28 protein-coding genes and 1 pseudogene are annotated in these 26,488 nt (G+C 44.9%); 19 read left to right on the forward strand and 10 right to left on the reverse strand.

The annotated features are described in order from the left end of the window. The first annotated feature begins 57 nt into the window (after positions 1–57). Positions 58–609 carry a hypothetical protein gene (locus tag JCM23214_RS13590; RefSeq protein WP_025899420.1) on the forward strand — a complete coding sequence of 184 codons (552 nt, stop codon included), beginning with the start codon at positions 58–60 and terminating at the stop codon, positions 607–609. Next, on the forward strand, positions 596–1,804 hold the full coding sequence (locus tag JCM23214_RS13595; RefSeq protein WP_148301893.1) for a hypothetical protein: 1,209 nt from the start codon (positions 596–598) through the stop codon (positions 1,802–1,804). Before JCM23214_RS13590 ends, JCM23214_RS13595 begins: the two co-directional genes overlap by 14 nt. Positions 1,805–1,808: 4 nt before the next feature. Here JCM23214_RS13595 and dusA read toward each other — a convergent pair. Continuing rightward, positions 1,809–2,739, reverse strand: a pseudogene (gene dusA, locus JCM23214_RS26780) (tRNA dihydrouridine(20/20a) synthase DusA). 402 nt (positions 2,740–3,141) lie between these two features. Between dusA and JCM23214_RS13605 the strand changes: the two are divergent. From JCM23214_RS13605 to JCM23214_RS13615, 3 genes are all read left to right on the forward strand, one after another. Beyond that, positions 3,142–3,645, forward strand: coding sequence for a DUF2628 domain-containing protein (locus JCM23214_RS13605; RefSeq protein ID WP_025899422.1), 504 nt, complete (start codon positions 3,142–3,144; stop codon positions 3,643–3,645). Positions 3,646–3,652: 7 nt separating this feature from the next. Beyond that, positions 3,653–4,672, forward strand: coding sequence for a PrsW family glutamic-type intramembrane protease (locus JCM23214_RS22655; protein ID WP_025899423.1), 1,020 nt, complete (start codon positions 3,653–3,655; stop codon positions 4,670–4,672). A gap of 936 nt (positions 4,673–5,608) precedes the next feature. Further along, a complete protein-coding gene (locus JCM23214_RS13615) occupies positions 5,609–6,232 on the forward strand; it encodes a hypothetical protein (protein WP_025899424.1) in 624 nt (207 codons plus the stop codon). Between the two features lie 412 nt (positions 6,233–6,644). Here JCM23214_RS13615 and JCM23214_RS13620 read toward each other — a convergent pair whose 3' ends face one another. Beyond that, positions 6,645–6,950: an AzlD domain-containing protein gene (locus tag JCM23214_RS13620; protein ID WP_025899425.1), complete on the reverse strand. Its 306-nt coding sequence runs from the start codon at positions 6,948–6,950 to the stop codon at positions 6,645–6,647. 121 nt (positions 6,951–7,071) lie between these two features. Further along, positions 7,072–7,611 (reverse strand): AzlC family ABC transporter permease, encoded by a 540-nt coding sequence (locus JCM23214_RS20885; protein ID WP_199899603.1) that lies wholly within the window; start codon positions 7,609–7,611, stop codon positions 7,072–7,074. A gap of 114 nt (positions 7,612–7,725) precedes the next feature. Here JCM23214_RS20885 and JCM23214_RS13630 point away from each other — a divergent pair, with 114 nt between their 5' ends. Then, positions 7,726–8,178 (forward strand): Lrp/AsnC family transcriptional regulator, encoded by a 453-nt coding sequence (locus tag JCM23214_RS13630; protein ID WP_084264856.1) that lies wholly within the window; start codon positions 7,726–7,728, stop codon positions 8,176–8,178. Positions 8,179–8,205: 27 nt separating this feature from the next. Here JCM23214_RS13630 and JCM23214_RS13635 read toward each other — a convergent pair whose 3' ends face one another. After that, entirely contained in the window at positions 8,206–9,354 is a 1,149-nt protein-coding gene (locus JCM23214_RS13635; protein WP_025899427.1) for a hypothetical protein, read from the reverse strand. Between the two features lie 145 nt (positions 9,355–9,499). Here JCM23214_RS13635 and JCM23214_RS13640 point away from each other — a divergent pair, with 145 nt between their 5' ends. Then, positions 9,500–10,510 carry a zinc ABC transporter substrate-binding protein gene (locus JCM23214_RS13640; RefSeq protein ID WP_025899428.1) on the forward strand — a complete coding sequence of 337 codons (1,011 nt, stop codon included), beginning with the start codon at positions 9,500–9,502 and terminating at the stop codon, positions 10,508–10,510. A gap of 58 nt (positions 10,511–10,568) precedes the next feature. On the opposite strand, the gene JCM23214_RS22660 is transcribed toward JCM23214_RS13640, so the two are convergent. The 3 genes from JCM23214_RS22660 to JCM23214_RS13655 form a co-directional block, all read right to left on the reverse strand. Continuing rightward, on the reverse strand, positions 10,569–12,884 hold the full coding sequence (locus tag JCM23214_RS22660; RefSeq protein WP_025899429.1) for an ATP-binding protein: 2,316 nt from the start codon (positions 12,882–12,884) through the stop codon (positions 10,569–10,571). A gap of 88 nt (positions 12,885–12,972) precedes the next feature. After that, positions 12,973–13,368: a cupin domain-containing protein gene (locus tag JCM23214_RS13650; protein WP_025899430.1), complete on the reverse strand. Its 396-nt coding sequence runs from the start codon at positions 13,366–13,368 to the stop codon at positions 12,973–12,975. An 18-nt stretch (positions 13,369–13,386) separates the two neighbouring features. Further along, the gene (locus tag JCM23214_RS13655; RefSeq protein WP_025899431.1) at positions 13,387–14,172 is read right to left on the reverse strand and encodes a short-chain dehydrogenase/reductase; all 786 of its coding nucleotides are present in this window, start codon (positions 14,170–14,172) and stop codon (positions 13,387–13,389) included. Positions 14,173–14,341: 169 nt separating this feature from the next. On the opposite strand from JCM23214_RS13655, the gene metG reads away from it, so the two are divergent. From metG to JCM23214_RS13680, 5 genes are all read left to right on the forward strand, one after another. Next, entirely contained in the window at positions 14,342–16,039 is a 1,698-nt protein-coding gene (metG, locus tag JCM23214_RS13660; protein ID WP_025899432.1) for a methionine--tRNA ligase, read from the forward strand. Between the two features lie 110 nt (positions 16,040–16,149). Beyond that, positions 16,150–16,569 (forward strand): TadE/TadG family type IV pilus assembly protein, encoded by a 420-nt coding sequence (locus tag JCM23214_RS13665; RefSeq protein WP_025899433.1) that lies wholly within the window; start codon positions 16,150–16,152, stop codon positions 16,567–16,569. 26 nt (positions 16,570–16,595) lie between these two features. Then, entirely contained in the window at positions 16,596–16,745 is a 150-nt protein-coding gene (locus tag JCM23214_RS23520) for a hypothetical protein (protein WP_159104366.1), read from the forward strand. Positions 16,746–16,754: 9 nt separating this feature from the next. After that, the gene (locus tag JCM23214_RS13675; RefSeq protein ID WP_025899434.1) at positions 16,755–16,979 is read left to right on the forward strand and encodes a TadE/TadG family type IV pilus assembly protein; all 225 of its coding nucleotides are present in this window, start codon (positions 16,755–16,757) and stop codon (positions 16,977–16,979) included. 11 nt (positions 16,980–16,990) lie between these two features. Beyond that, positions 16,991–17,380 (forward strand): hypothetical protein, encoded by a 390-nt coding sequence (locus tag JCM23214_RS13680; RefSeq protein WP_148301894.1) that lies wholly within the window; start codon positions 16,991–16,993, stop codon positions 17,378–17,380. 80 nt (positions 17,381–17,460) lie between these two features. On the opposite strand, the gene JCM23214_RS13685 is transcribed toward JCM23214_RS13680, so the two are convergent. From JCM23214_RS13685 to JCM23214_RS13695, 3 genes are all read right to left on the reverse strand, one after another. Continuing rightward, on the reverse strand, positions 17,461–17,889 hold the full coding sequence (locus JCM23214_RS13685) for a hypothetical protein (protein ID WP_025899436.1): 429 nt from the start codon (positions 17,887–17,889) through the stop codon (positions 17,461–17,463). Between the two features lie 5 nt (positions 17,890–17,894). Then, positions 17,895–18,323, reverse strand: coding sequence for a hypothetical protein (locus JCM23214_RS20895; protein ID WP_148301895.1), 429 nt, complete (start codon positions 18,321–18,323; stop codon positions 17,895–17,897). A 116-nt stretch (positions 18,324–18,439) separates the two neighbouring features. After that, positions 18,440–20,095 (reverse strand): TadE/TadG family type IV pilus assembly protein, encoded by a 1,656-nt coding sequence (locus JCM23214_RS13695; RefSeq protein ID WP_025899438.1) that lies wholly within the window; start codon positions 20,093–20,095, stop codon positions 18,440–18,442. Positions 20,096–20,605: 510 nt separating this feature from the next. Here JCM23214_RS13695 and JCM23214_RS13700 point away from each other — a divergent pair. The 7 genes from JCM23214_RS13700 to JCM23214_RS13730 all read left to right on the forward strand — a co-directional run bounded on the left by JCM23214_RS13700 (position 20,606) and on the right by JCM23214_RS13730 (position 26,058). Continuing rightward, positions 20,606–20,830, forward strand: a complete 225-nt coding sequence (locus JCM23214_RS13700; protein ID WP_025899439.1) for a Flp family type IVb pilin — start codon at positions 20,606–20,608, stop codon at positions 20,828–20,830. A 73-nt stretch (positions 20,831–20,903) separates the two neighbouring features. Then, positions 20,904–21,125 carry a Flp family type IVb pilin gene (locus JCM23214_RS20900; protein ID WP_037493674.1) on the forward strand — a complete coding sequence of 74 codons (222 nt, stop codon included), beginning with the start codon at positions 20,904–20,906 and terminating at the stop codon, positions 21,123–21,125. A 44-nt stretch (positions 21,126–21,169) separates the two neighbouring features. Continuing rightward, a complete protein-coding gene (locus tag JCM23214_RS22665) occupies positions 21,170–21,685 on the forward strand; it encodes an A24 family peptidase (protein ID WP_025899441.1) in 516 nt (171 codons plus the stop codon). A 75-nt stretch (positions 21,686–21,760) separates the two neighbouring features. After that, positions 21,761–22,651, forward strand: coding sequence for a Flp pilus assembly protein CpaB (cpaB, locus tag JCM23214_RS13715; protein ID WP_025899442.1), 891 nt, complete (start codon positions 21,761–21,763; stop codon positions 22,649–22,651). Positions 22,652–22,664: 13 nt separating this feature from the next. Beyond that, entirely contained in the window at positions 22,665–24,074 is a 1,410-nt protein-coding gene (locus tag JCM23214_RS13720) for a type II and III secretion system protein family protein (protein ID WP_159104367.1), read from the forward strand. Between the two features lie 78 nt (positions 24,075–24,152). Further along, complete coding sequence (locus JCM23214_RS13725) at positions 24,153–24,791, forward strand: CpaD family pilus assembly lipoprotein (protein ID WP_025899444.1); 639 nt, start codon at positions 24,153–24,155, stop codon at positions 24,789–24,791. 37 nt (positions 24,792–24,828) lie between these two features. Then, entirely contained in the window at positions 24,829–26,058 is a 1,230-nt protein-coding gene (locus JCM23214_RS13730) for a CpaE/TadZ family protein (protein ID WP_025899445.1), read from the forward strand. The last annotated feature ends 430 nt before the right edge of the window (positions 26,059–26,488 follow it).

Here is a 26,488-nt window from a genome sequence, read left to right on the forward strand (position 1 = left end):
AATCTAATTAGGTTGCTTTGCCGGTTTGCAGGAAATTCAATCGGGGGATTTAGTCCCATGATGACGGTAAAGTATCAATATAACCTTGTTCCCGTATCTCAGAAAAGTGCAGAGAAGCAGAATAATGCCGCCTCAATACTTAAAGAGTTGGGGATCAAATTTTATGACAAGGTGATCCTGGCAGCATTGGTTTTTGCTGTGTTATATCCGTTGCAGCAAATTCAGTATGAAAACAATCTGGAAATTGAATCGCGTGCCCGTCTCGCTGAGGCGAAGACGACATTCCTGTATGAAAATCTGACCCAGCTTTCCCAAAGTATCAGTCGTCTGACCGAGATTGCTCAAAGTAATCGAAATGCGGGAACTGACAAAATCAATGAAACCAGAACTGAGCGTATGACTGAGCTTGCACGTGCGATGGCGTCTTTAGTGTCTGTCAGGACTTTAACCGGGCTGAAGGACAGCAGTTCAGATGCTCTGATCAAAGCGTTGGAGGATTATCGAAATATTTCGAAATTCACGGACGCAGAAGTAATGCAGATACAAGTCGCCATGAACGGCAATTCCGTAAAATTTATAGAGACGGTGATCCAAAATGCAGAAATGTAATCCCTTCACAATGTGTGTCTTTGGTATTTGTCTTCTGGTGTTGCCGGTGAGAGCGGACGAGGTTCACGTTGTAATGGACGGCGACTGGGCGATCGCACCTTATGGTGACGACAGACGTCCTATCATTACCTATGTGCCTACTGGTACATTGCTCTACCGTGTTGATAAGTCTGAAACTTATAATGATGGTAATCAGTATGTACGCGCGGTGACCCAGGATGGAATATCGCTTTCAATCATGCATGAGCGTGTCAGGCCACTGAGCATTTTTGGCAATCGGGATTTTATGCCCCATCAGGATTTCAACGCTTGTATCAAATCCGGCTGCGAGCTCGGGAATGATGCCAGTTTTAAAATCACCGCAGGGCAGCCTTTTTCTCTGAAAGAGTCTGTTATCTACACGAATATCGGGATACTAGATGAAAAAGTTGGCTTCCTGTCTGATGTCCGCCGCAAAGCGATGGTGGATGACGGAAAACTCACACAGATTGACGATACCTATCCGAAGTTTGAAATTATTCGCGAAAGCGCAGGGGCGCTGATTAATCGCTGTGCAGAGGACACATTCGCGCATAACGGAACCGATGAATTCTCGGAAGCTGAGGAGGCGTTGGCTGTCATTTACGGGGTATATGAAAAATCCGGATCAGACCTCACTTTTCGTGATGGCTTTGGCCAGGAGGGTATGCAGGTAGAGTTTAGGCTTTACACTGCAATCGCTTCAACGCGTGAAAACGGGAAAATTTCAGGGCGGATATATGCAGCGGCACTCAATATCCGGTGCGCAGAATTTGATCAGCCTAACTTTATTGAAAACGTTCGTATTGTGGAGTTGCCACTCACAACGGAAGCACCTGAAAATCTGTCAGATTATTTTACCTATCCTATTCCGGGAGAGAATACTGTGGCCTATATCCCGGCGGAGAGGAAGACCTTCTCCATTCTTTTAAAGCCATGGGGAACGCATGAGGGTCTTGCAGGTGAAAAAATTGCTCGCAACCGAACCTATATGTGGAGCGTAAATTCCGCGCAACAGCATTTTGATTTGCTGTCTCGTTTAACCGGCAAATTTCAAAAACGCTCCATTGCGAGTTTTTTCATTTCCGAGTTCAATCGTAGTTGCCGGCGAATTCATCGTCTTGGGGGCGCGCGCGAAAGTGAGCTTTGCCTGCAAGGGCAGTATCTGGAAGATTAATCGCTTAGCGTACTTTTGCAGCAGCCTCTTTTAAAATGCTGGTGTCGGCGCCGTCCAGATGTGCGTTTTCAGAAATATGTCGCCGCCAGGCACGCGCGCCGGGTCGCCCCTGAAATAGCCCAAGCATATGCCGGGAAATGGCTTTCAGAGGAACTCCTTTTGCCATTTCGGAATCGATATAGGGCAAGATTTTTTCGACCACTTCTTTGCGCTCTGGCGCATCGTCTGAAACGCCGTAATAGCGCTGGTCAATTTGCGCCAGAAAATATGGATTCTGATAGCTTCGCGCCCAATCATAACGCCGTCTACAGCCTGCAGATGGCTGTCTATTTCCTCAAGAGTTTGAATGCCACCATTTATAATGATCTCGAGTTCCGGAAAATCTTTCTTTAGCTGATAAACAACATCATATTTGAGCGGTGGAATGGTTCTGTTTTCTTTTGGGCTGAGCCCTGTAAGCCAGGCTTTGCGGGCATGAATGATGAAAGTCTCACAACCTTTGTCTTTAATGGTTTGAGTGAAATGGACAAGATGCTCGTAACTATCCAGATCATCAATGCCAATTCGGTTTTTGACGGTTACGGGCAGCGTCGTTGCATCTTTCATTGCAGCAACGCAATCGGCTACCAATTCTGGCTCGGCCATCAGGCAGGCGCCAAACCGCCCATTTTGAACCCGGTCTGAAGGGCAGCTACATTCAGGTTAATTTCCTTGTATCCATACCCCTCAGCGATTTTAGCGCATTTGGCAAGGTCTTCCGGATTGCTGCCGCCCAGTTGTAATGCAACGGGTTGTTCATCTGAATGAAAGTTTAGATGCCGGGCTTCGTCACCAAAAAGAATTGCACCGGTTGTCACCATCTCTGTGTACAGCAGGGCTCGTGATGTGATCAGGCGCAGAAAATATCTGTCATGACGATCAGTCCAATCCATCATGGGCGCAATACTTACGGTGCGGTTTAGTTTGGTCACATCTACCTCTGTTTCATTTCGTAGTTTAGATATATAATTCCACGCAGAAAACCAAGGGAAAATCTGTAGCTTAACGCCGCTACTAGGCATTCAGGCTTTCTCACTAGGTCAGAACAAAAATAATTGGAGGAACTTCGTAATTACATTCTCTAGTTTTTGGTCCTTTAATTCTATGAGGATGTGTCCAGTAGGGAATTCTACCGTATGGTGAGGTTTTAGCAAAGACACAAACTACACCGCATATTTGTCAATATTTGATGGATCAGACGATTGAAGAAAATAGTGTTTCAAGAAATTCAGAGAATTTGTATAATCCTCTAAGTTGTAAGGGATGCAAGAAAAATGTTGATTAGGTAGGGGGAAGTTGTGTCGCAACAGAATGAAGTGATTGAAACAGAAAATAGTGCTGATTTTTCTTCGGAATACTCAAGAGAGCGGCTTTTTAGGCTATTTGTTGGTCCGAATGCAGAGATTTTTTTACAATTAAACAACGACCTAAACGCGAACAAAAAACCTAAATCGTACAATTGGGTTGCTTTTTTCTTTCCAATACCATGGCTATTTTATCGAAAAATGTACTTATGGGGCTTAGCTATTTTACTGGTTCCGGTAATTTTATATACAGTATTTCCGGATCTACCGGATGCCAGTATTGCTATTGGAGTTGTGTTTCTTCTGCTTGGAAATCAGTTTTACGTTGAGAGCGCCAACAAAAAAATAAAAAAAATCGAGGCATTGGGGCTCTCTCCAGAGGAGCGCGATGAGCGTATTCGCAGTACGGGTGGAGTGTCAAAGACAGGAGCAATTTTTGGCGGCATAATAATGCTATCATTGATTGCTATAGTTGTTTTAAACTATTCTGCAAGATAACTCATCAATGGACGAAATCCCGCTTAGAACACTTTCATTTTTTGCTGCAATTGTTCCGCCTGTTATCGTGCTTGTATATTTTTTGACTGCTGCCAGAATCAAAGTTACTGGCGATAAAATATGGGAGGGCTTTGGATTTGGCGCCTGTGCAGCCTTTCCTGTTGTTGTTGTAGTGCAGATTTATGAGAAGTCTTTTGGCTATGGTGATGGTTTTTTTGAAAGCAGTCTCAATCATGCCTTTTTTGGTGCTGCAATTCCAGAAGAGACGTTCAAACTTATAGCACTATTAACCTTAATTAGTGGCCAGCTTCACACTCTGAAACCCAGCCAGACATTTACACTGAGCATTGCCGTTGCGTGTGGCTTTGCTTGTCTAGAGAATATTTTCTACGTCGTAGACAGTGACAATTGGCATTTTGTTGCACTATTGCGGAGCATAAGTGCAGTCCCGGGGCATGCTTTTGTTGGCGCTCTTATGGGTTTCTTCGCTGCGAAAGCTACCAAAGGTCGAAATAAGATCATTTACTGGGCGTTAGCCGCTATCGTGCCAATCCTGTTACACGGATTATATGATTTTCCAATTTTTGTTATTTCAAATTTTGATCAGGTGGTTGATGGGCCTCCGACAGAAATTGCCTGGTTCTTTGTTCTTATGTTTATTCTTGTTGTCATCATTGAGGGCTTATTTGCGCATATTAGTCTTTGCCATATTCTCAAAAATTCAACCCCTCAAAGAAGAGGCACAATTATAGAACAGCAAACAGTATTCTACTTGAGATGGCTTCATAATGTTGCGGAACATTCATTTCTGTGGGTATTTATGGGGGTTATAAGCTTTTCTGTGGCTGTCATTTTTTTACTTGGCGTAGATATCGAGCACGTAATCTCGCGTTCATTCTATAAAGATAGTAAATACGTTCTTGTACTTGGCTTTGCTTGCTTCGCAATGCTTCACGCCTTCACTTTTGTTGGCCTTGCAATTGTTTTAAGAAGCAGAAAGAAGGGCATTACCGCTAACTTTGTATAGCAGACCTCAACTGTTGTACCGCTTGATGGGCAAAACAAAGTGTTTTCGCTAATTATTATCCTTTCTAAAATTAGTAATACCGGTCTTAAGTAGTTAATAATCAGTCAGTTGTTGTTAGCATCGATAATTTAATTGGCGCTAAAAGAGTGCCGAAAAATACAATTGATTTAATCGGTTATGTCTGAAGTCCGCCCAATCCTTTATGAGGACTAATAGTTGCGGTACGGTTGAATTTGGTCACGGTTTCCTTGGTTTCTTTTTACGGCCGAAAAATAGAATTTTAGGCAAAAATCAACGAGATATATAAAGCGCTGATTTAGGAATGGCCTGAGTTTCAGTCATAAAATTCCGCTGTTTCGCTATATTAGTACCGCTTAAGGAGCTTTTAAATCAAAATTATTTATTGGATTGTTATGCCCGTTAGGTGGAGAAGGTCGGCCCCGATGAAGCCGCTGTTTGCCCGTTTATCTGCGTAGAGGTTAACAAAAGTGAATTGGCTCGTTTGCAGAACGTAATCCTTTAGCTTAAGCACCGGTGGGATGGTACTTCGCTTGGTTGGATCAACCCGTCCATATGGGTGAATTGGCCTTGATTTTTTAAAACATCGATAATCCGCTAGTCTGGATTGCCTTTTTCCGGAAAAATGGTTTAAGCTACTTAAGGCTCTCAATAGTTATGTTTGGTGTCTGAGGCAGTTTAAAATATCTGTTATTACTTTTGCGTTTGGAATGTTCGCTGAAATGAGAGAACTCGATTGTACTAATCCCTAATAAGTCACAGTGCCAAATTAATTCTCTTTGTATTCAGGTGTCGCTGCATATCTGATTGAATTTTTTCACTTTGGTTGGAGGAAAATTAAGGTAGTGCTTGTGTTTGATGTTAAATCTATTAACGGTGGCTCTCAATTTAATTAAATAGACAACTAGAAAAGTATTTATGTCAAAAAAAATAACTAAATTTTACTCGAAAAATAATGTTTCCTACACCAAAAAAGGTGATACTGAAGTTATTGTTTTGCCGCTACCAAAGCACCCAATAAACGCAATATTGCTAGCAATTTATAGCATTTTAATGCTCTCTATGAATTTACTTTTTCAGTCACTGTTCAATGCTCAGCTAACGAATATTCAAAACATATACCACTTTATGATCTCATCAGCCGTTTATATGTTTCTGGTTGTCTTAGCGGCCTTTCCTCTGTTTTTGCTTTATTTAATACTTAGGCCCAAGCATCAGGAGCGAATTCACCTCACACCAATGGAAATCAGCATTGATAGTGGGGCCTTAGCTTTAAGGCCTACAGTTGACATTAATGATTTTATTGAGCAGGTAAAAAATAGTCCTCGAAGGCAATTCACGGTTAGTGCAAATCTGGTGCTTCGAACCCTTCTAATTCGGTATGGCCGACAAAGTTACCTGCAAGTCATGGATGGTTCAAAATATAAAAACATTGCTCGAGGTCCCTCAAACGAGGTTCGAGAGTTTCTCTTTCATCATATTGTGCATTATTATGAAAAGGTTGCTACTGATAAAAAAAATCAGCCATCCAGCAACTTGTAATACTTGATGTTAGGATATGTTGGGGATAAATTTACTATATATGGTTGATTTTTTTATAATATAAAACACGTATAAAGATTGAATTTTTGACCCATATCGCAATTGTTTGAATTGCTTTAGGAACGCAGTCAATTTCTTTACACGGTTATATTCATTGCGTAAAAAGTTATTGGCATTAAATACTTACCAAGAAAAAAATTAACAACTAAATCAAGTAGCTGAGAAAAAATCCGTCCAGTCCATCATGGGCGCAATACTTACGGTGCGGTTTAGTTTGGTCACATCTACCTCTGTTTTCAGTTCTGCCTTCCATATAGGCAAATGATCATATAACGAAAGAGAAAATGTTGTCTTAATGGGATTATAATACAGGTGCAAGAGCTGAAAATTGCGCTGCAGGTCAATTCATTACTTACCAGCCTTGGGAGCCCATAAAATTCAGCAGCGCAAAGACTGCCACACCGCCGCACATGGTCCAGATTACGTGATTACTGAGCCATGCGATTGCAAGTGCAGCGCCAGCGGCGATCCAAGTTGTAAGCCCTTGACCAGTTAGTGATGCAGCAACAAGAGAGATGATAATCAGGCCGGGGATCTCTTCCAGTATCCAGGCATGCTTGGACGCTTTGATCGTGTCTCCGGCGACCAACCCCAGAATACGGATTGAGAAAGCCGCTGCTGCTAGGACAAATATCAATACCCAAAAATCGGTACTCATTGATGGTTACTCCTGCGTCTTAACACTGCGATGCAGGCAAGGCCAGCTAGTGTCCCTGCAACAATTGCATAGGCTTTTGCCAAGCCCAGTAATACAAAGATCATGGTAATAAAGAAGCTGATCAACCAAGGAAACAGTCTGGAATGCCCACTCCATAACCCTCTTGCCATGCAATAAATGCCGCTGTGAAGGCAAATCCGAGGCCAAACTCTTCTAAATTGGGGAGGTTGGATCCAACAATCGCCCCAAATGAGGTTGAGAGGGTCCACACACTGATCATGACAATGCCGGAGCCAATAAGGAAGGGGGCGCCAATAGTGGGGTTTTTGGCACGTTCCGACATGGTCAACGCCCAATTTTCATCGCCTGTGATATGAATTGCCAGTAATTTAAACCGAAGCGGCAATCCGTCCAGTATGTCCGACAATGAAGCAACAATACCTATGTATCGCAGGTTTAATGCGGCACTGGCGAGGGCGGCACCAATCACAGCGGGACTGGCAGCGAATTGCTCAACCGCAACAATTTGCGATGAGCCGGCGTGAACGAGGGAGCTCATTAGTGCCACTCCCCACCATGGAAAACCAACTTGCGCGGCTAACAAACCGAAGGCAAAGCCATATATGGCTGCACCTGCTGCAAGAGGTAAGATTGTTATCATTCCTTGTTTCATAGGCCTCACAATATCTAAAAAATGTGATGTAAAAAATGCAAATAAAGGATAAAAATTGATTTGTTTGTGTCTAACAGGAAGAAATATTGATAAAATATGATCATGGATATTAGTGATTTGAAATTGCTGTCTCTACTGCAGCAGAATGCGAAAACCTCAATTCAGGAAATGGCGGCACATATCAGTGCCTCTACCGCTTCTGTACAAAGACGGTTGAAGTCACTTCGCGAAAGTGGGGTGATTAAAAAAGAAGCCGCAATTCTGGATCAGAAGAAGTTGGGCTTTGGCATTACCGCGATTGTCTCGGTGGAGTTGGAGAGGGATCGTCTGGATCAGATCAACGCATTCAAGCAAAAAGCAAAACAGGATGGGCAGGTGACAAATTTCTACTGCATTGCCGGTGATGCTGATTTTGTCATGATTGTGGTAGCGAAGGATATTGCAGACTATGAAAAATTTACGCACCGCTTTTTCTTCGCAGATAAAAATGTCCGAAAGTTTCGAACATCTATTGTTGTATCTACGGAGAAGGCCACTTTGGACCTTCCCCTGTAGAACCTAGATTTTATTGGGGCCTTATAGTTAGAATTCCAGTGAATAGCTAAGCATTGCGCCCAGTCTGTGGTTTTCTTCACCTTCAACATCCTGATATTTATATCCACCGCCGAGCGAGATGCCGTTCTGAAAACGGTATTCCAATGACGCCTGAAACACCTTGCCGTCAATCGCCTCATCAGCTTCTTCAGGATTGTCATTGCCGATATGGGTAAAAGTCGAACCTGCAACCCATTGATCATAAGTGAGCTCCGCACCCACTGTTTTATAGGTGCGATCATGCGGTGCTTCACCGTTGAGGTGGTTGATATGCACGATCTCACCCAAAACGCGGCCTTTCAGGTCTGATGTGAAGACATGCTCATATTGCCCCGATATGCTGAACCGGGTTTCATCTTCTTCATCCCCTTCACCCGCGGCCTGGTGGGCGAACCCGATACGGTAAGACAGTCCTTCGGGGATATCACTATTTAGAGAATAAAAATCCCTGCCACCTAACGAAATTGCAATCGATGAGAAATCTTCTGTATTGGCAACGCCGCCATCCTCTTCTTTTGTCTGGCCTCGCTCATGTAGAACCGAGTTACTTAAGAAGGTCGTGTCGGAGAAGAAAGTGCTCACATCAAGGCGGTGCTTGCCGTAATCTCCAGCATTTAGCTGACCATAGCCACCAAAACCGATTTTTTCCCGAACTGTATATTCATCAACAATTTGATAGCCGTAGATACCGGGCATAGCATGCTGATCAAGGCTGATTACGGGGTCAAACTTACCTGCGTACAGGCCAAAGCTTTTTCGATCGTAATTGACTGTGAGTGAACGAACGAAGAGAGGAGTATCCTCAAAATATCGATTGTTACCATCAAGTTCAGAGCCACCTCCATGATGGTCATGGCCGCCAGGCTCTCCTTCCAGTTCCAGATTGGTGTTGAATGATAGTCCATTCTCAAAACCATACCCGAGCTCAAGGTGGGAGTGGGTATATGCTTCGTTTATCTCTTCATCTGATTCTTCTGCGTCATAGACATGATCGAAAAGAACTTTAGCATGCAGATGTCCGTAAAAGCCTGTCCCTTGGTGTCCGTGCTGGTGATCATGGTCATGATCATCAGCTGCCATTGCATTCCATGAGCCTAGCGCCAGAACAAGCGAAGGAAGTACGCGAATTATTCTCATTTGTGGTAGCTTTCAGTTTTTGTTACTATATAACATAACAATAACAAAATGACTGGGCTGTCAAGTGTACGTTTCGATATTTGTCGAAGTGTGAATTTTGATGCCTCTGATCTGAAGCCTTGTAAGGAATTTGAAAGTTACGATTATGAGAAAGTTTCTGGCGCTTAGCGCTCTGTTTTCATTTTTTGCGCTCGAAGCCGCGGCATCCTCCTCTCGAGTTGCCGCATCTATTGCACCAGTGCATTCACTGGTTCAGGCTGTAATGGGTGATACGGGTAAGGCTGAATTGTTGGTGCAAGGAAATGTATCCCCTCACGCAACCCAGCTGAAACCCTCTCAAATGAAAATGCTGCAGCAATCGACTCTTGTTTTTTACATAGATGCAGGTTTTGAAACCTTTCTCCCGCGTGCCTTGAGGGTGATGCCTGATACAGTTCGCCCGGTGGCATTGATGGATCAGGATGGGATCCGCTTGCTGGATACTCGCAGTGGAGCAAACTGGGAAGTTCACTCTCATGATGATCACGATGGGCACAAGGATCATGACACTCACGAAACCCATGGTAAACATAAAGACCATGACGACCACGATGATCACGACCATAATCATCACCATGGCCATTCCCATGGGGCGAATGTGGACGCCCATGTATGGTTGGACCCTGAAAACGCAATCACTATGGTGAAAGTGATTACAAAAGAACTCTCACGCGCTTTTCCGGAAAACAGAACTACCTACAAAGCCAACGCTCGTGCGATGATTTCACAGATTGAAACGGTTGATGAGAAACTGAAATCAGAGTTGAGCTCTGTTGGAAATCGTCCTTTCATTGTATTTCATGATGCCTATCAGTATTTTGAACGTCACTATGGTTTACAGGCTGTGGGCTCTATTGTCCTCGATCCAGCACATTCCGCATCGGCAAAACGAATTACTGAATTACGAAAGAAGGTTGCCGATCTGAATGTTGTCTGCGTATTTCGCGAACCGCAGTTTCCTGCAAAACTTTCCAATATAGTCATCGAGGGAAGCACAGCTTCCGCAGGCGTGCTTGACCCTCTGGGTGCAAATCTGAGCCTCGGGCCAGGGCTTTATCTCCAACTACTCGAAAATATGTCGAAAAACTTTATATCTTGTATTAAAAAAGCAAGTTGATTTAAAACTCCCCCCCCTCCTTGGATGGATAGAGTGGGGGAGGTTGCTTTTGATCTGATCAGGCACTCAAATGCACGCTATATTCGTCTAGCAGGGAAACTAGATGCTCTTCTTTGAAGGGCTTGGTTATGACCGTGTCCATTCCAATGGACGTAAATTGAGTATGTCGATCTTCAAATGCATCTGCGGTGAGACCAACAACTGGAATGTTGCGGGTCGCACTTTTGGACTTTATCATTTTAGTGGCCTCCAACCCGTCCATTTCGGGCATGTGGACATCCATAATGATCAAATCAGGCCAGCCTTCGTCGGCAACTTCTACCGCAAGTTTTCCATTTGTAACGTGGCGCACTGTATGGCCTGCATTTTCAATAAATGAAGTCGCGATCAAAGCATTAACGTGATTATCTTCTGCCAATAAGACGTTTAGCTTGGCACTGTTTTTGTTTAATGCGTCGGGGACGATTGTCGGTGCTGGTTTTGGTGTCTGTTTAACGGTTTTGGACTGGTTCCCGGGTTTGAAGGGAATATCTACTGTGAACTCAGTGCCGATGTTCAAATCACTGACTACTGAAATTTCACCGCCCATTTTTTCGACAATTGTTTTGACGATCGATAGTCCAAGACCGGTTCCACCATATTCACGGTTTATGGATGTATCTTCTTGGGTAAAGCGATCAAAAATGGCCTGAACTTTTTCATCGCTGATGCCCTTGCCAGTATCTCGTACCCGAAATCTGATCCAGTTGGCTTTTTTCAGGTTGTATTTTGGGTCATCATTGGGTGGGGCAGGGAGCGGTGTCACACTCAGGCAAACAGTTCCTTCCGATGTAAATTTGATCGCATTATTCAAAAGATTCCAGACTATTTGGCGCACCCTTACCATGTCGCCTTTAACAGCTACCCTGTCGGCAAGGCCATTTTCAACTTTAAGGAAAAGGCCCTTCTCGTCAGCAAGGCTTTTCATTGGGGACGCGACCGTTGATACCAACTCATTCAGATCAAAATCAATTTCCTCAAGTTTGAGCTCGTCCGCTTCAATTTTGCTCATATCAAGCACATCATTGATGATGGATAATAGCGAATTTCCAGCGGATAAAATTGTTTCCACCATGGACCGCTGGTCTTCATTCAAATCTGATTTTTTGAGTATTTGCGCCATTCCAAGAACTCCATTTAAGGGGGTTCTGATTTCATGGCTCATATTGGCAAGGAATTTGGATTTTGCTTTGCTGGCTTCATTCGCGACCAATCGCTTTCTGTTGGTGGATGCCAGCAGAAATACCAATATGCTGACCACGAAAAGAAGAAGCGTGCCAAAGATCAATTCTGTCCGATAAACGTCATAAAAATCGGGCGCTTTGAACCGGATCTGTGCATTTTCCGGTAAGTTCTGAGATGCTATTTTCCAGCGTTTTAATTGCCGTTGATCATAGACATGATGATAGGCAATTTCACGAATGACTTCACCGCCACGTGAGTGATTGAAATTCAGTACATACCGGGCAGCAATTTCACCAACTTTTTCCCCAGAAAGCAGATAACCACCGACTATGCCGCTACCTAGCAACGTTTCCCAATTGGTGAAGATGGGCGCATTGGCGACAGGGGAAAGTCGTTGCAACACCGCATATGGTGTTAGGCGATTGCCCTTTCCGTCGCTAAAGATGAGCGTGTAGAAAATAGCACTTTTCTCAGGTGTATCTGCAAGTATTTGCTTCAGCTCTTCCAAAGATTTGTCGGTAAGTACAATAACATCGATCTTGTCCTTGTAGGGATTGAGAGCGTCCAGTGCGGCTTTTAAACGTTGTTTGGCTGGCTTCGTGTTGTTGTCTCCAACAACATAAACAGTTCGCGGGGCAACACGTTCAATCATTTCAGCGACGGCACCATCAACATCCTGAATTATCGGAATTTGTACATTGTTCGAACTTTTCGCAGTGTCGGATAGCGATTTATGACCAACTGGAGTTATTAGAACCCTCTGAGCATCAGGTAGAAAATCCGGGTAATCCGCAAGAAAATTGGCGGACGGTTGACCGTCACTGATGATCAGATCAATTCTGCGATCCTGATATTTCGACTGCATGAACTGAGCAAACGCAGAAAAATGTTTATCTTTGTTAAATCGGACGGCATCGAGTGTTTCATAGTAGATTGCGTGTTTGCTGTCGTTGGATTTTAGTAAGTTTTCAAACCCACGCGCAACTGCTTCTGGCCATGGGACGCCTTTGTGGAAAGAACCAATATAAAGCACATTCAATTTTTCGGCAGCATGGACCGAAGCTGATGCAATTGTCAGGAACACAAAGGCTGAAACCGCTACCAAAAAGGTATTTAGGAATGCACACAATTTTGAGGAGGCGATTAACATCTACTAACTGTCCAATTGAACATTTTATTAAAAAATTAATCTAAATTTCTAATATTAACAAAATCATAACATACGATATAATTCTGAATTATTTTCGCCAATCAGGTATTTCTACGTCATTTATCTCTCCGGGAGAGTACATCTCAATCATTTCCAGATCATCTGAGCAAGCCATTAACTCGTGGTGGCACCCTTCAGGCATAAAGTGGCAATCCCCTTCCTCAAGCCTCACCAGTCCCACATCCTTGAACTCAAACTCCACCCATCCTTTAGTGACGTAGACCCACTGAAACTGGACATCATGGGCGTGATGACCTGTCCCCTTTGTCAGGGCCTGTTTTGCGCGAATGACTTGCGCATAATATTGACCGTTCGTTGCGTCACCTAGTTCAAGATCGCGATACTCAAAGAAACTGCGGTGACCAGATGTCCAGTTAGCGCCTTTTGCGGTATGTTTTACATATCCGTTTTTATATTTTGTCATTTTTCTCTCCGGCTTTGTTTAGGTAAAACTTCCATTATTGGCGCCGTGACCGCCATCAACAGTAACAATGGTACCGCTGATATAAGAAGCGCGTTCTGATGCCATAAAGGTTATTACGTCGGCGACCTCCTCAACCTCAGCCGCACGTGAAAGAGGCAGGTTGGACAGATAACTTTGCCATCTGTCTGTCGTTCCAAATTCCGCCTCTGAACGTGTTTTCATGAGGTTTACAAGACGCTCAGTCGCGACAGCGCCGGGGCTTACCGCCAGTACACGTATTCCATCGCGCAAGCTTCGGCTACCCAAAGCTCTGGTGAAAGCATTAAGACCTGCATTGCCGGTGGTTCCCGCAATATAATCTGCATCAGTTCGATCCGCAGCCAGTCCCGTTACATTGACAATCACCCCAGAGTTTTTCCGACACATAGCGTCATAGTAAGTTCGGCACATATTAATATAGCCAAAAACTTTCAAATCCCACGCTTGACGCCAACGGGCCTCGTCGATTGTTTGCAAATCACCGGCTGGAATCGCTCCCGCATTATTGATTAATATGTCCGGTGTTCCTGTTTTCTCAAACAAAGTCTGGGAAGATCCATTGCCTGAAATATCCAGCGCATAGATTGTGGTTTTTACCTGATAGTTTGAGGATATTTCCGCCGCAAGCTGCTTCAGGTCATCTTCAGTCCGCGCAACCAGTTGTAGATGACACCCTTCAGCGGCAAAGCTAATTGCAGCAGCTCGTCCAATCCCTTTGGATGCGCCAGTGATGAGCACCGTTTTTCCGCCAAGCTTCAAGTCCATTGGCAATCGCCCCTTAAATCTGGAAAACCAGTGCAAATAGTAGCAAATTATTTTACTCCGGAAACAAAAGAGTCTCTCTTGAGAGCAAACAATAAATTTTGCGAAAGGCAAACATATCCTGTAAAAGGTCGGAAACGTAACCTCATGTCCGGAAATTCAGGGAAAATAGATGACAAGACATCTTATCACTTCAGCGTTGCCTTATATTAATGGTGTGAAGCATTTGGGGAACCTGATCGGGTCCATGTTGCCTTCTGATTTGTATGCTCGTTATTTACGTGCACGCGGTGAAGAAGTTCTGTTCATCTGTGCAACGGATGAGCACGGAACACCTGCCGAGCTTGCAGCGCGAGAAGCTGGCCTTGACGTCGCGGAATTCTGTAAGGAACAGCATGAGGTTCAGGCTCGCCTGGGTGAAGCCTTCTCTTTATCCTTTGATTACTTTGGTCGTTCGTCTTCTTCGCAGAACAGAGAGCTGACCCAGCATTTTGGAAACAAGCTTCTGGAAAACGGTTTTATTGAAGAGCGGGTCACGAAGCAGGTTTTTTCAATTGATGATGATCGATTTCTGCCTGACCGCTACGTTGAAGGAACCTGTCCACATTGCGGCTATGAAAAAGCCCGCGGTGACCAGTGTGAAAGCTGCACACGTCTCCTGGATCCAACTGATCTTCTTGAGCCCCGTTCTGCGATTTCAGGGAGCGCCAATCTGGAAGTTCGTGAAAGTAAACATTTGTTTTTACTACAGTCGAAACTGTCCGATGAAATTCGGGCCTGGGTGAACGAACACGCTGATTGGCCAGTTCTAGTATCTTCGATAGCCTTAAAATGGCTTGATGAAGGTTTGCACGATCGCGGCATAACGCGTGACTTGAAATGGGGTGTTCCTGTCGGGCGTGAAGGGATGGAAGACAAGGTATATTATGTGTGGTTTGACGCGCCGATCGAATATATCGCCGCGACGTGGGAATGGGCCGATGAGGATGCTGATAACAGGGATTGGAAATCCTGGTGGTATGAAGCCGAGGACGTCAATTACACCCAGTTTATGGCCAAGGATAACATCCCCTTTCATACGGTAACCTTTCCCGGCACGCAGCTTGCAAGTCGCGAACCTTGGAAGATGGTTGACTATATTAAGGGGTTTAACTGGTTAAATTACTATGGTGGAAAGTTTTCCACCAGCCAGAAGCGCGGAATTTTTATGAGCGATGCAATTGAAATGCTGCCAGCCGATTACTGGCGTTATTATCTGCTCGCCAACGCCCCGGAAAATTCCGATACCAGTTTCACGTGGGAAAGTTTTAGTGGCGCCGTCAACAAAGATCTGGCGGATACACTTGGGAATTTTGTGAACCGTATCTTGAAATTCTGTTCTTCCAAATTTGGAACAGAACTCCCTGCCGGGGGAACCCCAACGGCACGTGAAGACGCTTTAATCAAGTCGCTTGCTGAACGTATTGAAACATACAATACCCATATGGATGAATTGCAGATCCGCAAAGCCATGCAGGAATTGCGTGCGATCTGGGTAATGGGAAATGAGTATCTGACCGAAGCTGCACCTTGGACCGAGTTTAAAACCGATCCGGATGCGGCTGCGGTCAGTCTCCGTTGTGCGATTAACCTCATTCGCGTGTTTGCTATCTTAAGCGCACCGGTCATCCCGAATGCGTCCCGGCAGATTTCGGAGGCTCTTAACCTTGGTCTGACAGGTGAAGAATGGATCAGCCAACCCATTGAAGTAGAACTGACAACCTTAAAGCCCGGTCACAAATTCACCGTTCCAGACGTGTTATTCCGTAAAATTTCCGACGAGGAAGTTGCTGAGTGGCAAGAGCGTTTTGGTGGTGGTGAAAGCCAGTAGTTACCTAAACTTTTAGGTAAATTCAGGCCCTTTGGTTAAGACTGGTTTAATATGTGCGCGTTATAGTTCCGGTTTATGGATTTGGAACTGTACAAGAGTGCGATTAAATCATGTTAAAGCAGCTTATAAAGCGTATCCGGCGTGATCAGCGTGGCACGACAGCCGTAGAGCTTGCCTTGATTTCGCCGGTATTGGCGACGGTTCTCTTTGGTATTATTGAGCTAAGCGTCGCCATGTTCGTCAATACAGTTGTTGAAGGTGGGCTGAGAGATGCCTCGCGTGTTGGTTTAACCGGCATGGATACAGGTGGAACCAGCCGTGAACAGCGCATTGCCGATATTGTGAATGAAGCTTCCCTCGGCATGGTCAATTTGACCCCAAGTGATATTTCGTCATTAATATATCCAAGTTTTGGTGATATCGGACAGCCAGAACCTTATACCGACGTAAATGGCGATGGCAGCTATACAGCTAACGCTTTTACTCATAATGGCGTTAGTTACCCTGACGGTGAGCCTACGATGATATAAACGGTAGTGGCGCCTGGGAAGATGATATGGGGCAGGCGGGCCTCGGTGGGCCCGGCGAAATTGTGCTTTATACAATCACCTATAACTGGAACCTTTTAAGCGGGCAGATTATTCCGATCCTTGGGGGGACAATTCCCATGTCAGCGTCGATGGTTGTTCGAAACGAGCCATTCTAGGAGTGACTTATGAAACGCATGATTTTGTTTGATCAACTTCGTAGATCACGGCTATTTACCCGATTTCTAAAAGATAAATCCGCTGTGGCGATGACTGAGTTCGCGATGTTGTTGCCGCTGCTTCTGTTGCTGACAGTTGGTAGCTTTGAAGTGGGGCGGTATGCACTCTTAACGCAGAAACTTGATCGAATATCGGCAACTATGGCCGATTTGGTGGCGCGGGCCGAAGCTTGAGCGCGGCTGAGATGGATAATTTGTTCAATTCGACCGATCATCTTGCCAAACCTTTTGATTTTACCGGTTCCGGGATGGTTGTTGTGACATCCGTTATGGGACGAAATGGACAGGACCCGTTAGTCATTGGACAACGCTCCAAGGGAACTATCACGGGCGTCAGCAGTAAAATCGGAAATGATGGCGGAACAGCAACCCTGCCTGCTGTCTTTACAGATGTAAACGGTCAAACCCTGTCTGAGGGGGAGGGCGTCATCGTCAGCGAGGTTTTTTATAGTTACTCACCCTATTTCGTTGGTGCAGGTGGCCAGTTTTTCTCAACAAATTTCTTTAATGATTTGGTTGTATACCGTCAGGCTTTCTTCCGCCCCAGATTATCTGAACAAACAACTTTCGAATAATGAGCATTCACCAACAATCTTTGATGTAGCAGTGACTAAATTCTAGACGTTGGTGAATTGCTAAGATTATTTGATTAAGGTCAAGACGAACTGGCGGATTGCTCTTTAATCGCGCAGTTTTTCACCTTAACGAGGTAATTGAGCTGATCTTTTTCTTTTTGAAGATTATCTAGCTCAGTCTTTGCTTCCTGGTCATGATCCGCTGCAACAAGTAGCGGCAAGAACAACACAGCACCAAAATATCCAACGACTTGGTTATGTGCTCGATTGCTTTTGATGACCGCTTCATTTTCGGTGTAGCGAATTAAAATTTCGTCTTGTCTGGATTTGATTTGTTCACATGTAAGACGTTTTTGTTCTTCTGAAACACCAATTTCTTTTTCAATTTCATGCTTATTGGCTTCAGAAAAACTGGGAGGTAAATCAGGTGCGCTTCTCGCGCACCCGTTAACCACTGACAATGCGAGTAAAACAAGCACTGATCTTAGAAAAGTGATTTTTGAAGACATATCAATTACATAAATTTAATGGCGCGACCTTTGCCTTCAATTGAGCCCCAACTCATAAAGCTAACACCAACGGTGCCATAGCGGACTAAAATTACGGCATCAGCACCAATTCCAGCAGCTTCCTCTTGAAGTTTTTTCGCGGCCATTTCTGGGGTTGGGTCATCGTGGAAAATGGTTGTTTTATTTACGACAACTTCAAGGTCAGCAAGCACCTTGTATTTTCTATCCAAAATGTCATCTTCAAAAAGCTGAATTTGTTCTGGTGATTTTTTTTCGCTTTCTGACACTGTGACTGCGATAGCTCGCCATCTTTGGTCGTTTGGCTTGAACTCCATGTTGCACAACCGGTTAGCAGCGACAAAACCGCTGCGCAATACATTATCTTCCTCATTAGATTTCCCCCAACTCGATATGCAATTTATTGGTAATTGCATTTAGTCTATCCACTAACGACAATTGTGGTCAATCCACAATTTCAGGTAATTGGGGTCTAAATAATTTCCCGCTAAAATTTAGCAGTTCATACTGCGCTGATTTTAACGGCGTCACTCTATTCTGCAATTCGAAGGTTACTCAGTTCCTGTCCGATGGTGCGAAAAGCATCACGAAGTGCTTCTTTAGTCGGGGAGTTGAAAAAATGGGCTGGCGATGTAGCGCAGTTTCGATACAGGTTATCGTTACCCGATTTAAATTTAATCGTATAGACGATAATCCCAGCGGCCTTCATTGCGTTACATACGCTTGTGAATTTGGCATCAATTCTACTCCGGTAGTAGGATGATGACGTGTAGCGAAGGCGCCCGTCAGGATCTGTATAGGCATCCGTGGAGCCGGCACTACTTGCATGTCGCCCCCAAGCGTTTTTTTGATGACGTGAATATGAGTTGTAGTCGAAAGTACTTTTGCTGCCGTGGCTGAAAACCAGATTCTCGCCATCTGTCATCATAATGACCGCTTTATCGATTAATGGTTCATCATAATCTTTTGGGAGCTCAGGATCTGAACCATACCAAAGACCTCTCCATCTTGGTGAGATCGCGCGCCATCCCCAAACCATGCCAACGTTACCCATTGTTCCCCCACTGTACCACGGGCGCATGGCGGCGATTGCGGCCTTGACCGTCGATTTTTCAGCTGTAAGCGGCAATATGGGTGAGGGGCATCCCGCATTTGGACCGCGTCCTACAGAATTGTTAAAGCTGTTCCATTGGGTCACATCTGCCGCAGCAATGTGCCGTACTGTTCCAGGATTGCTGTCATTCCAATCGTTATCTCTGTCGCGATAACTGTTGTTCAGGTTTCTATGACCGTCAAAATAAATGTAAGGAAGGAAGTCGTTGTTTGGGGGATTGTCGGTTGTATCAATTGTCCCGCCATCCAGATGATCCCGCATTTCTACGCAACCTTTCCAGCCATAGTTCGTGTCATTTCCGCCAGAGCCGTCAACATTTCGGTTAAAGGGTATATGATAGTCACTATCTTTATAAAACTCGCTGGAGCTGCCAGAGATTATGTTGTCCCGCTCGTCAGTATCCAGAAAATGAATATTGTCGTAGCCCACATTCACTTGAGTGACATAGGGGACAATCCCGACCCATAGGTTTTTCTGCACTTCCTTCGATCCATATAATATGTCGACAAGATCGTTGGCTGCGTCGCGTAAACTACCCATTCGCTGGTTTGCCAATGAACCGCCGTAACTATTGCTGTCGGAATCCCGGGCCATAGAACCGGTATTATCGAGCACCATAATGAGCTCTAATCCACGATTAACCCTGTTTACGACGGTTCGCGCGCCTACCGTAATCTCGTTGTAGCCTAGTACACTTAAAAATGTTGTGTTCAGATCGGCATTCACATTCAATTCAATGTTTTCGCGATTTGCATCCCAACTGACTTGCAATGCACTAACAGATGCACCCATATAATTGGCTGTAAAATTGGCATCAAAAAATTTCTGCGCGTCAGCGCGGACAATCGCATCATCCTGAAAGACCACTCTGCCCGCCGCCAGTCCCGCTGAGTCCAATGCCGTTGATAGTTTGGATTTCAGGACATAGGCCCTACCCAAATCAATGGATAAGCCTATGGCACCAAAAATAGGGATGGCCAGCAATGCTATTAAGACTGCTGTTACGCCCCGGAAATCGGATTTCAGATTCACTAACTGCGCAATAATTTTTGAAATATATGAGGTGATAGACATGGGCCAACCTCGAATTAAAAAATCTAAGTTGGCTAGAATATATCCACTTAAGTATTAAGCTTGCATAAATAACTGTCCGCAAATTCTCGTAATTAATCATAAAATTTGGCAAATATTCTAGGTATTCTTTCCTCAGTAAAAAGATTTCAGTTTATGACTCATTATATATAGTGGGGGAATGTGTGTAGAAGATGATAAGTAATTATTAAATAAAAAAAATACAAATACTTTATTATTACTTTTAGTTTAAATTTAGATAAAATTTTATCAAGTTAAATGAGTTAGTTTTTTTGAAAAAAGTTAATTCGTTTAACTATTGATTAATTATTTTGGTGCAAATTACTTCTCAGGAGCAAGGCAAAAGATCACTTGAGCAGCGCTTCGAAATTAGGAACCTCAAATGGTTTAAGGGTTAACGCTTGTTAGAGGTTCACAGATTGAGAGGACTGTCTCTCGGCTTTAAAGATTAACTTCAGAACAGAGTTCTGTCGCTTTATTAGGAGATGTAAAATGATTAAAATGATCCGCAATTTTGTAAATGACGAATCTGGTGCAACTGCAATTGAATATGGACTGATCGCGGCGTTGATCGCCCTGGTTGGTGTGGTGGCTTTCACGGCCCTTGGCGATACAATCGCTGACTCTTTCAGCGAAGTTGCTGAAACACTTTGTACAAGTGCAGGCGGTACATACAGCTTGACAGCTGGTGGTACAAACTCTTGCACATTCTCATAAGAGTATGATTGCCAGGGGCTGCGCAAAACCGCAGCCCCTTTTTTATTCGACCAGACTTTTGGTGGAGGGTTCTATGTTTAATATTGTTCATTTTTTGGGTGACGAAACAGGGGCCACTTCAATTGAGTATGGTCTGATTGCAGCTTTGGTTGCGCTGGCGGGTATCATTGCTTTTACAGCGACCGGAGACACCATCACTGACAGTTTTGACAACATCGCAAGAGATATGTGTGAGGCTGTTGGCGGGAGTTATAGTTTAACGTCAGCTGGTACAGATAGCTGTACATTTTCCTGATTTGGCACATTCCCCGAGCGTGTCGCAGATAGGTAATCAGTGTTATGTTCTTGCCTATACTTAATATTGTGATTTTGTTTGCTGCAGCTGCGACTACCGGTTTAGCCGCCTATTCTGATTGGCGACACTACAAGATCCCTAATTACTTCAGCCTTATTCTGATATTACTTTATCCGGCATTTATTCTGACGTCACCAGTTGAAACTAACTGGGTTTATTCCCTAATCGTCGGCTTGATTACCTTTATTGTTGGCTTTTCGCTATTCGCAGCCGGATTATTCGGGGGCGGTGATGTCAAACTGATAACTGCCTTAAGTCTTTGGGCGGGTACTTCATTTATTTTAACATTTCTTGTTTCAATGGTTCTCGCAGGTGGTGTCCTCGTCTTTGTTGTCATTATTCGTGAAGCGTTGAGGCAAATGGATGAAACCAGTGGATTTTTTAAGGGAGCCCGTGCTGCCATTAGAACCAAAACACCTGTTCCCTATGGTGTAGCGATAGCCGCAGGAAGCTTACCATTTTTCGTTTTCTTTATAAAAAACAGCAGTTTTGTTGGTTAATAAGCGCTTTCTTTAACACCAAATTAAGTACTGATGAGGTACAAAGGGAATCATTTTAATGTTGGATTTAAGCTCATGGCACGTAAACTAATTCTGGTTGTTTTTGCCCTTGTTATTGCGGGTGGAACAGTGATGTTCGTTCGCAGTTGGGCGGGTAATCAAGTGGCTTCACCAGCCGTGCAAACGGTTACGGAAACCGTTGTCGCGCCGCAAAAGCCAGCGAAAAAAATATTGGTGGCAAGTTCTGATCTGCCTGCGGGCACACTCGTACGTGAGGAGCATCTGACTTGGCAAGCATGGCCGGACTCTGACGATTTGGAAGAAAGATATATCGTCGAGATGGTTCGAACTGCAGATGAGTTTTTTGGAACAGTCGTTCGCCAAGGCGTCGCAAGTGGTGAGCCTATCACAGATAGTCGTATGGTCCGTCCCGGTCAGCAAGGTTTTCTAGCTGCTGTATTGGAGCCGGGCATGCGTGCGGTGTCCATTAATGTTGATGCAACTGCAGGTATCGCTGGGTTCGTATTTCCGGGTGATCGGGTAGATGTTGTTTTAACGCTGGAACTGAAAAAAGAAGGTGAGGAAAACTCGGTACCTCATCATGCCAGTGAAACCATTTTGACTGATGTGCGTGTCGTTGCGATGGATCAATCTACTGATGACCAATCGCAGGAAGCTTCCGTTCGCAGTATTGCAACACTGGAAGTAACCCCCAAGGAAGTGGAAATCATTTCAGTATCACGCGAGCTCGGTCGTTTGTCTTTGTCGCTGCGGAGTATTGCAAGGGTGCAGGATGAAAACAGTGCACTCGAAGGTGCAGTTGCACTGAAGCCAGAGCGTGGAAAAGGGTATACGCTGGATAGTGAGGCTAGCTCACTCATATCAGCACCCAGAAATGCAGGTAAAGCGGCAGATACAGTGATTGTTGTGCGGGCCGGTGAAGCCAAGCAAAAATCTTTTGACTAAGGGGGAAATGGTCTTGCGTAAACTTCTTTTAGCAATGGCAGCGGTCGCCCTGGTGTCAGGCGGGTTGGCAACACCTGTTTCAGACGGGTATGCCGCTAAAATCATTAATGATATTGGCGATCCCATTGATTTAACATTGAATACGGGTAAGTTGATCAAACTGGACAATCCGGCCAATTCTGTATTTGTTGGAAATCCCGAACTTGCTGATGTGCAGGTGCAATCTCCGACCATTATTTATGTGTTCGCGAAAAGACCGGGTAAGACCAACCTCTTTGCACTTGATAAAAAAGGATCAGTGCTTCTCAATTCACCAGTACAAATTAGTCACGATGTAAGTTCGCTTCAGCAATCATTAAGGGACATAGATCCTAATGGCTTTATCAAAGCTCATTCCGTACAAGAAGGCTTGATTTTGTCTGGAAGAGCAGCCAGCGCATCTGTCTCAAGCGATGCTCAGCGTCTGGCAGCGCTCTATGCTCCCGGTGGAAATATCGTAAACAGGATTGTCGTCGAAGGCTCTCAACAAGTGAACCTTCGTGTTCAGGTTGCAGAAGTCGCTCGCTCTGTTACCAAACAACTCGGTATTAACTGGGAAAATTTGAGTGGTTTAGGCAATTTCTCACTCGGAACTTTTGTCGGACGCGATATTGTTGATGCAACTAATCTGATCACAAGAAGCGGATCAACCAGTGGATTGTTTGCTGCCTTCAATGATGGCCAGACAAGTATTCAGGGGATGATTGACGCGCTGGAAGACGAAGGCCTGATTACGGTTTTGGCGGAACCAAATTTGACGGCTTTATCAGGAGAGACTGCAAGTTTTTTGGCCGGAGGTGAATTTCCAATTCCGGTTCCACAGGAGGATGGCGCTATTGCCATTGATTATAAGGAATTTGGTGTGTCACTTCGCTTTACACCAAATCTCGTTGGAAACAATCGAATAAACCTACAGGTCCGCCCAGAGGTCAGTCAGTTATCATCTGCTTCTGCGATCAATATCAACAATATCTTTATTCAATCCTTGCTGACTCGCCGGGCAGAAACAACTGTAGAGCTCGCCAGCGGACAAAGTTTTGTTTTAGGTGGTTTGCTCAATAGTGATTCAGATAACAATGTTTCAAAGACCCCCTTCTTGGGTGAACTTCCTATTATTGGGGCATTATTCCGATCTGTTTCTTTTCAGCGAAACGAAACAGAACTGGTCATAATTGTCACGCCATATCTTGTTGAACCAACAAATTCCCGTATCGCGTTGCCTACTGATGGGTATGTGCCACCAAACGACAGCGATTTGTACAAGGATGGTGAATTGATGAAGCCATCGAGTGGCGAAAATCAATTCAATGTGGATGACTCTTCGAAAACCGCTGATGCCAAGGATGTAAAACTCATCGGCCCTGCCGGATTTATCATGGAGTAAGGCGATGCAGAGAAATTTATTGGTATCAAACTTAAAGAAATCATTTGTGGCTTTTGTAGGTTTTGCAACTCTGGTTGCATGTGCGCCAATGGACCGGATACGGGTCGTCCTGCGGAATTACGTGCCTCTCCCGCTACGGCAAATATGGCAAAACAGATCAATGTGCAGGTTTTAACGCCTACCTTTGTTACACGCTTTGACAGTTCAGGAGCTGAATTTAGTGATCTTGAAAAAGGTCGTCTGTTGGGTTTCTTACAGGCGCAAGGGATTAAGTTCGGCGAAGAAGTTTATCTGGAACTACCCCCTTTCGATGACCCTGGGGGGGTGAACGAGCAGCGCTTTGGTGCTGTTGGTAGTTTTTTGCAGGATCAAGGTTTGAAAGTGTCACCAAAAATAGTTGGAGACGGTCTTCGTAATTCACTTCGTGTCTATTACTCCAAATATGTTGCGACAGCTGATCCGAAATGTGCAAAGGGGTGGCACCGGCCGGCGGGAACGTCTTATGAAAATCTGCCATTACCCAATATGGGCTGTGCAACTGCGTCTGCATTTGCGCAAATGGTTGCGAACCCTAAAGACTTGGTGTCCCCCGCTCAGATCGGTGGATATGACGGCGAGAGGGCAGCCAAATCCATTCTCAAATACAAACTGGGTGGAAAATCAAGCACTACTGGTGGCGGTTCAGAAGAGAGCGGATCCTCTGAAGGTGGTAACTAGCAGGTTCAGTTGCTTTTTAGGTTGAGAAGGTACAGACATGGCCAGTGCAGCATCAAATTTAAGTACACTCTTTGGAAATCAGGTTTTCGAAGATGTAATGGTATTCGTTGACGATGAACATTCCTTGGGCATTTGCAGGGCTGCTGCAGGGTCTATTGGCTTTTCTGCGGATGCTGTTCAGGATGGCGGTATCACCGAAGCACTTAATCGTATCGAACCCGGTCATTCTCCCAAAAAAGTGGTTGTGGATATTAGCCGAAGCTTGGATCCGGAGGGCGATATAACTCGGCTTGTGCGCAAGATGGGGCCAACAAATCATTTGATTGTTATTGGAACGTCCAATGATGTAATGGTCTTTCGCAGAATGATGTCATTGGGGGCTCATGATTATCTGGTTAAGCCGCTTACGACTGAATTGTTCAGCGATGCTGTGGAAAATGTGGACCGGCAAGCCGCAGCAGTGCAGACTGCTCAAAGCGGCAAGTTGACAGTAGTCATTGGCGTACGCGGTGGAACCGGTGCGTCTACCATCGCAACGAACCTTGCCTGGATCATGGCAAACGAAGAAAAATTGCCCGCAGCTCTTCTTGATCTGGATCTGCATTTCGGAACAAGCACCCTGTCATTGGATGTTGAATCAGGAGGTGGCTTCCGGGAGGCGCTCGAAAATCCTCATCGCTTGGATAAACTCTTTCTTGATAGTGCTATCACCAAAGCCGGCGATCGATTGGCCGTTCTTGGGACAGAGGAGCCGATAGAAGAGTTTGTTGACGTCAATCCGGATAGTATTGATGCATTGATAGGGGAAATTTCACAAGATTACAGTCAAATAATTGTTGATCTGCCGCGTCACCTGTTGCCGACGCAAGGTGCCTTGCTTGCCTCCGCTGATACTGTTGTACTTGTTTCGGATCAAACCCTCGCCGGTATTCGCGATATTAATCGGATAACACAGGCGATGACATCACTTTCCACCAAAGGACGGATAGTGAAAGTGATCAGTCGTGTTGGATCTGAGAGGGCAACGCAAGTTGCTAAAGCGGATTTTCAAAAAGCATTGGAAGAGCCAGCAGAATATTTTGTTCCTGAAGATGCAAAAACTTTGACCGTTTGTGCAAACGCCGGAAAGTCGATCCCGACTGTTAATGCGAAAGGTCCGATTACTAGGGTCTTGCGGCAGTTAGCTGCAGATCTTTCCGGTTATGAAGAGCCGCGCAAAAAAGGGTTGTTCGGTCTCCTGAAAAAATCCGGAAAATCCGAAGGGTAGTGGAGCGTGAGTTTGTGGCGGTCGTCCTCAAATAGTCAGAAAAATGCAAAACCTGCGCAAGGTCGCGCCGGGTCGTCGGCCAATGATGTTGCTCTTGTTGATCGTTTATATGAGCAAGCCTGCTCTGAATTGCTGAGCCAATTCGAAGCGGGCGTGGCGCGCCCCCAAGTCTCTGCTGCGGTGAAGCAGTTTGCCAAGCAACAGATTGAAACAGAAAATCTCTCCCTAAACGTATTGGAGCAGAGAAATCTGGTGGCGGCGCTTTCTGATAGAATCTGGAGTGAGTACCAAGCTCGAAATCCTGCTGTAGATCAGAACGCTATTGGGAATGTTGAAGCCGGAAACTCTTCGCAGGATTCAAACGGGGTTGAGTTACCCTCAGCGACACAGATCGTGGAAGAGGGCGTGACCGTCTTTGGCGTTGATGCTG

This window comes from Sneathiella glossodoripedis JCM 23214, from assembly GCF_000616095.1.
GTDB classification, from domain to species: domain Bacteria; phylum Pseudomonadota; class Alphaproteobacteria; order Sneathiellales; family Sneathiellaceae; genus Sneathiella; species Sneathiella glossodoripedis.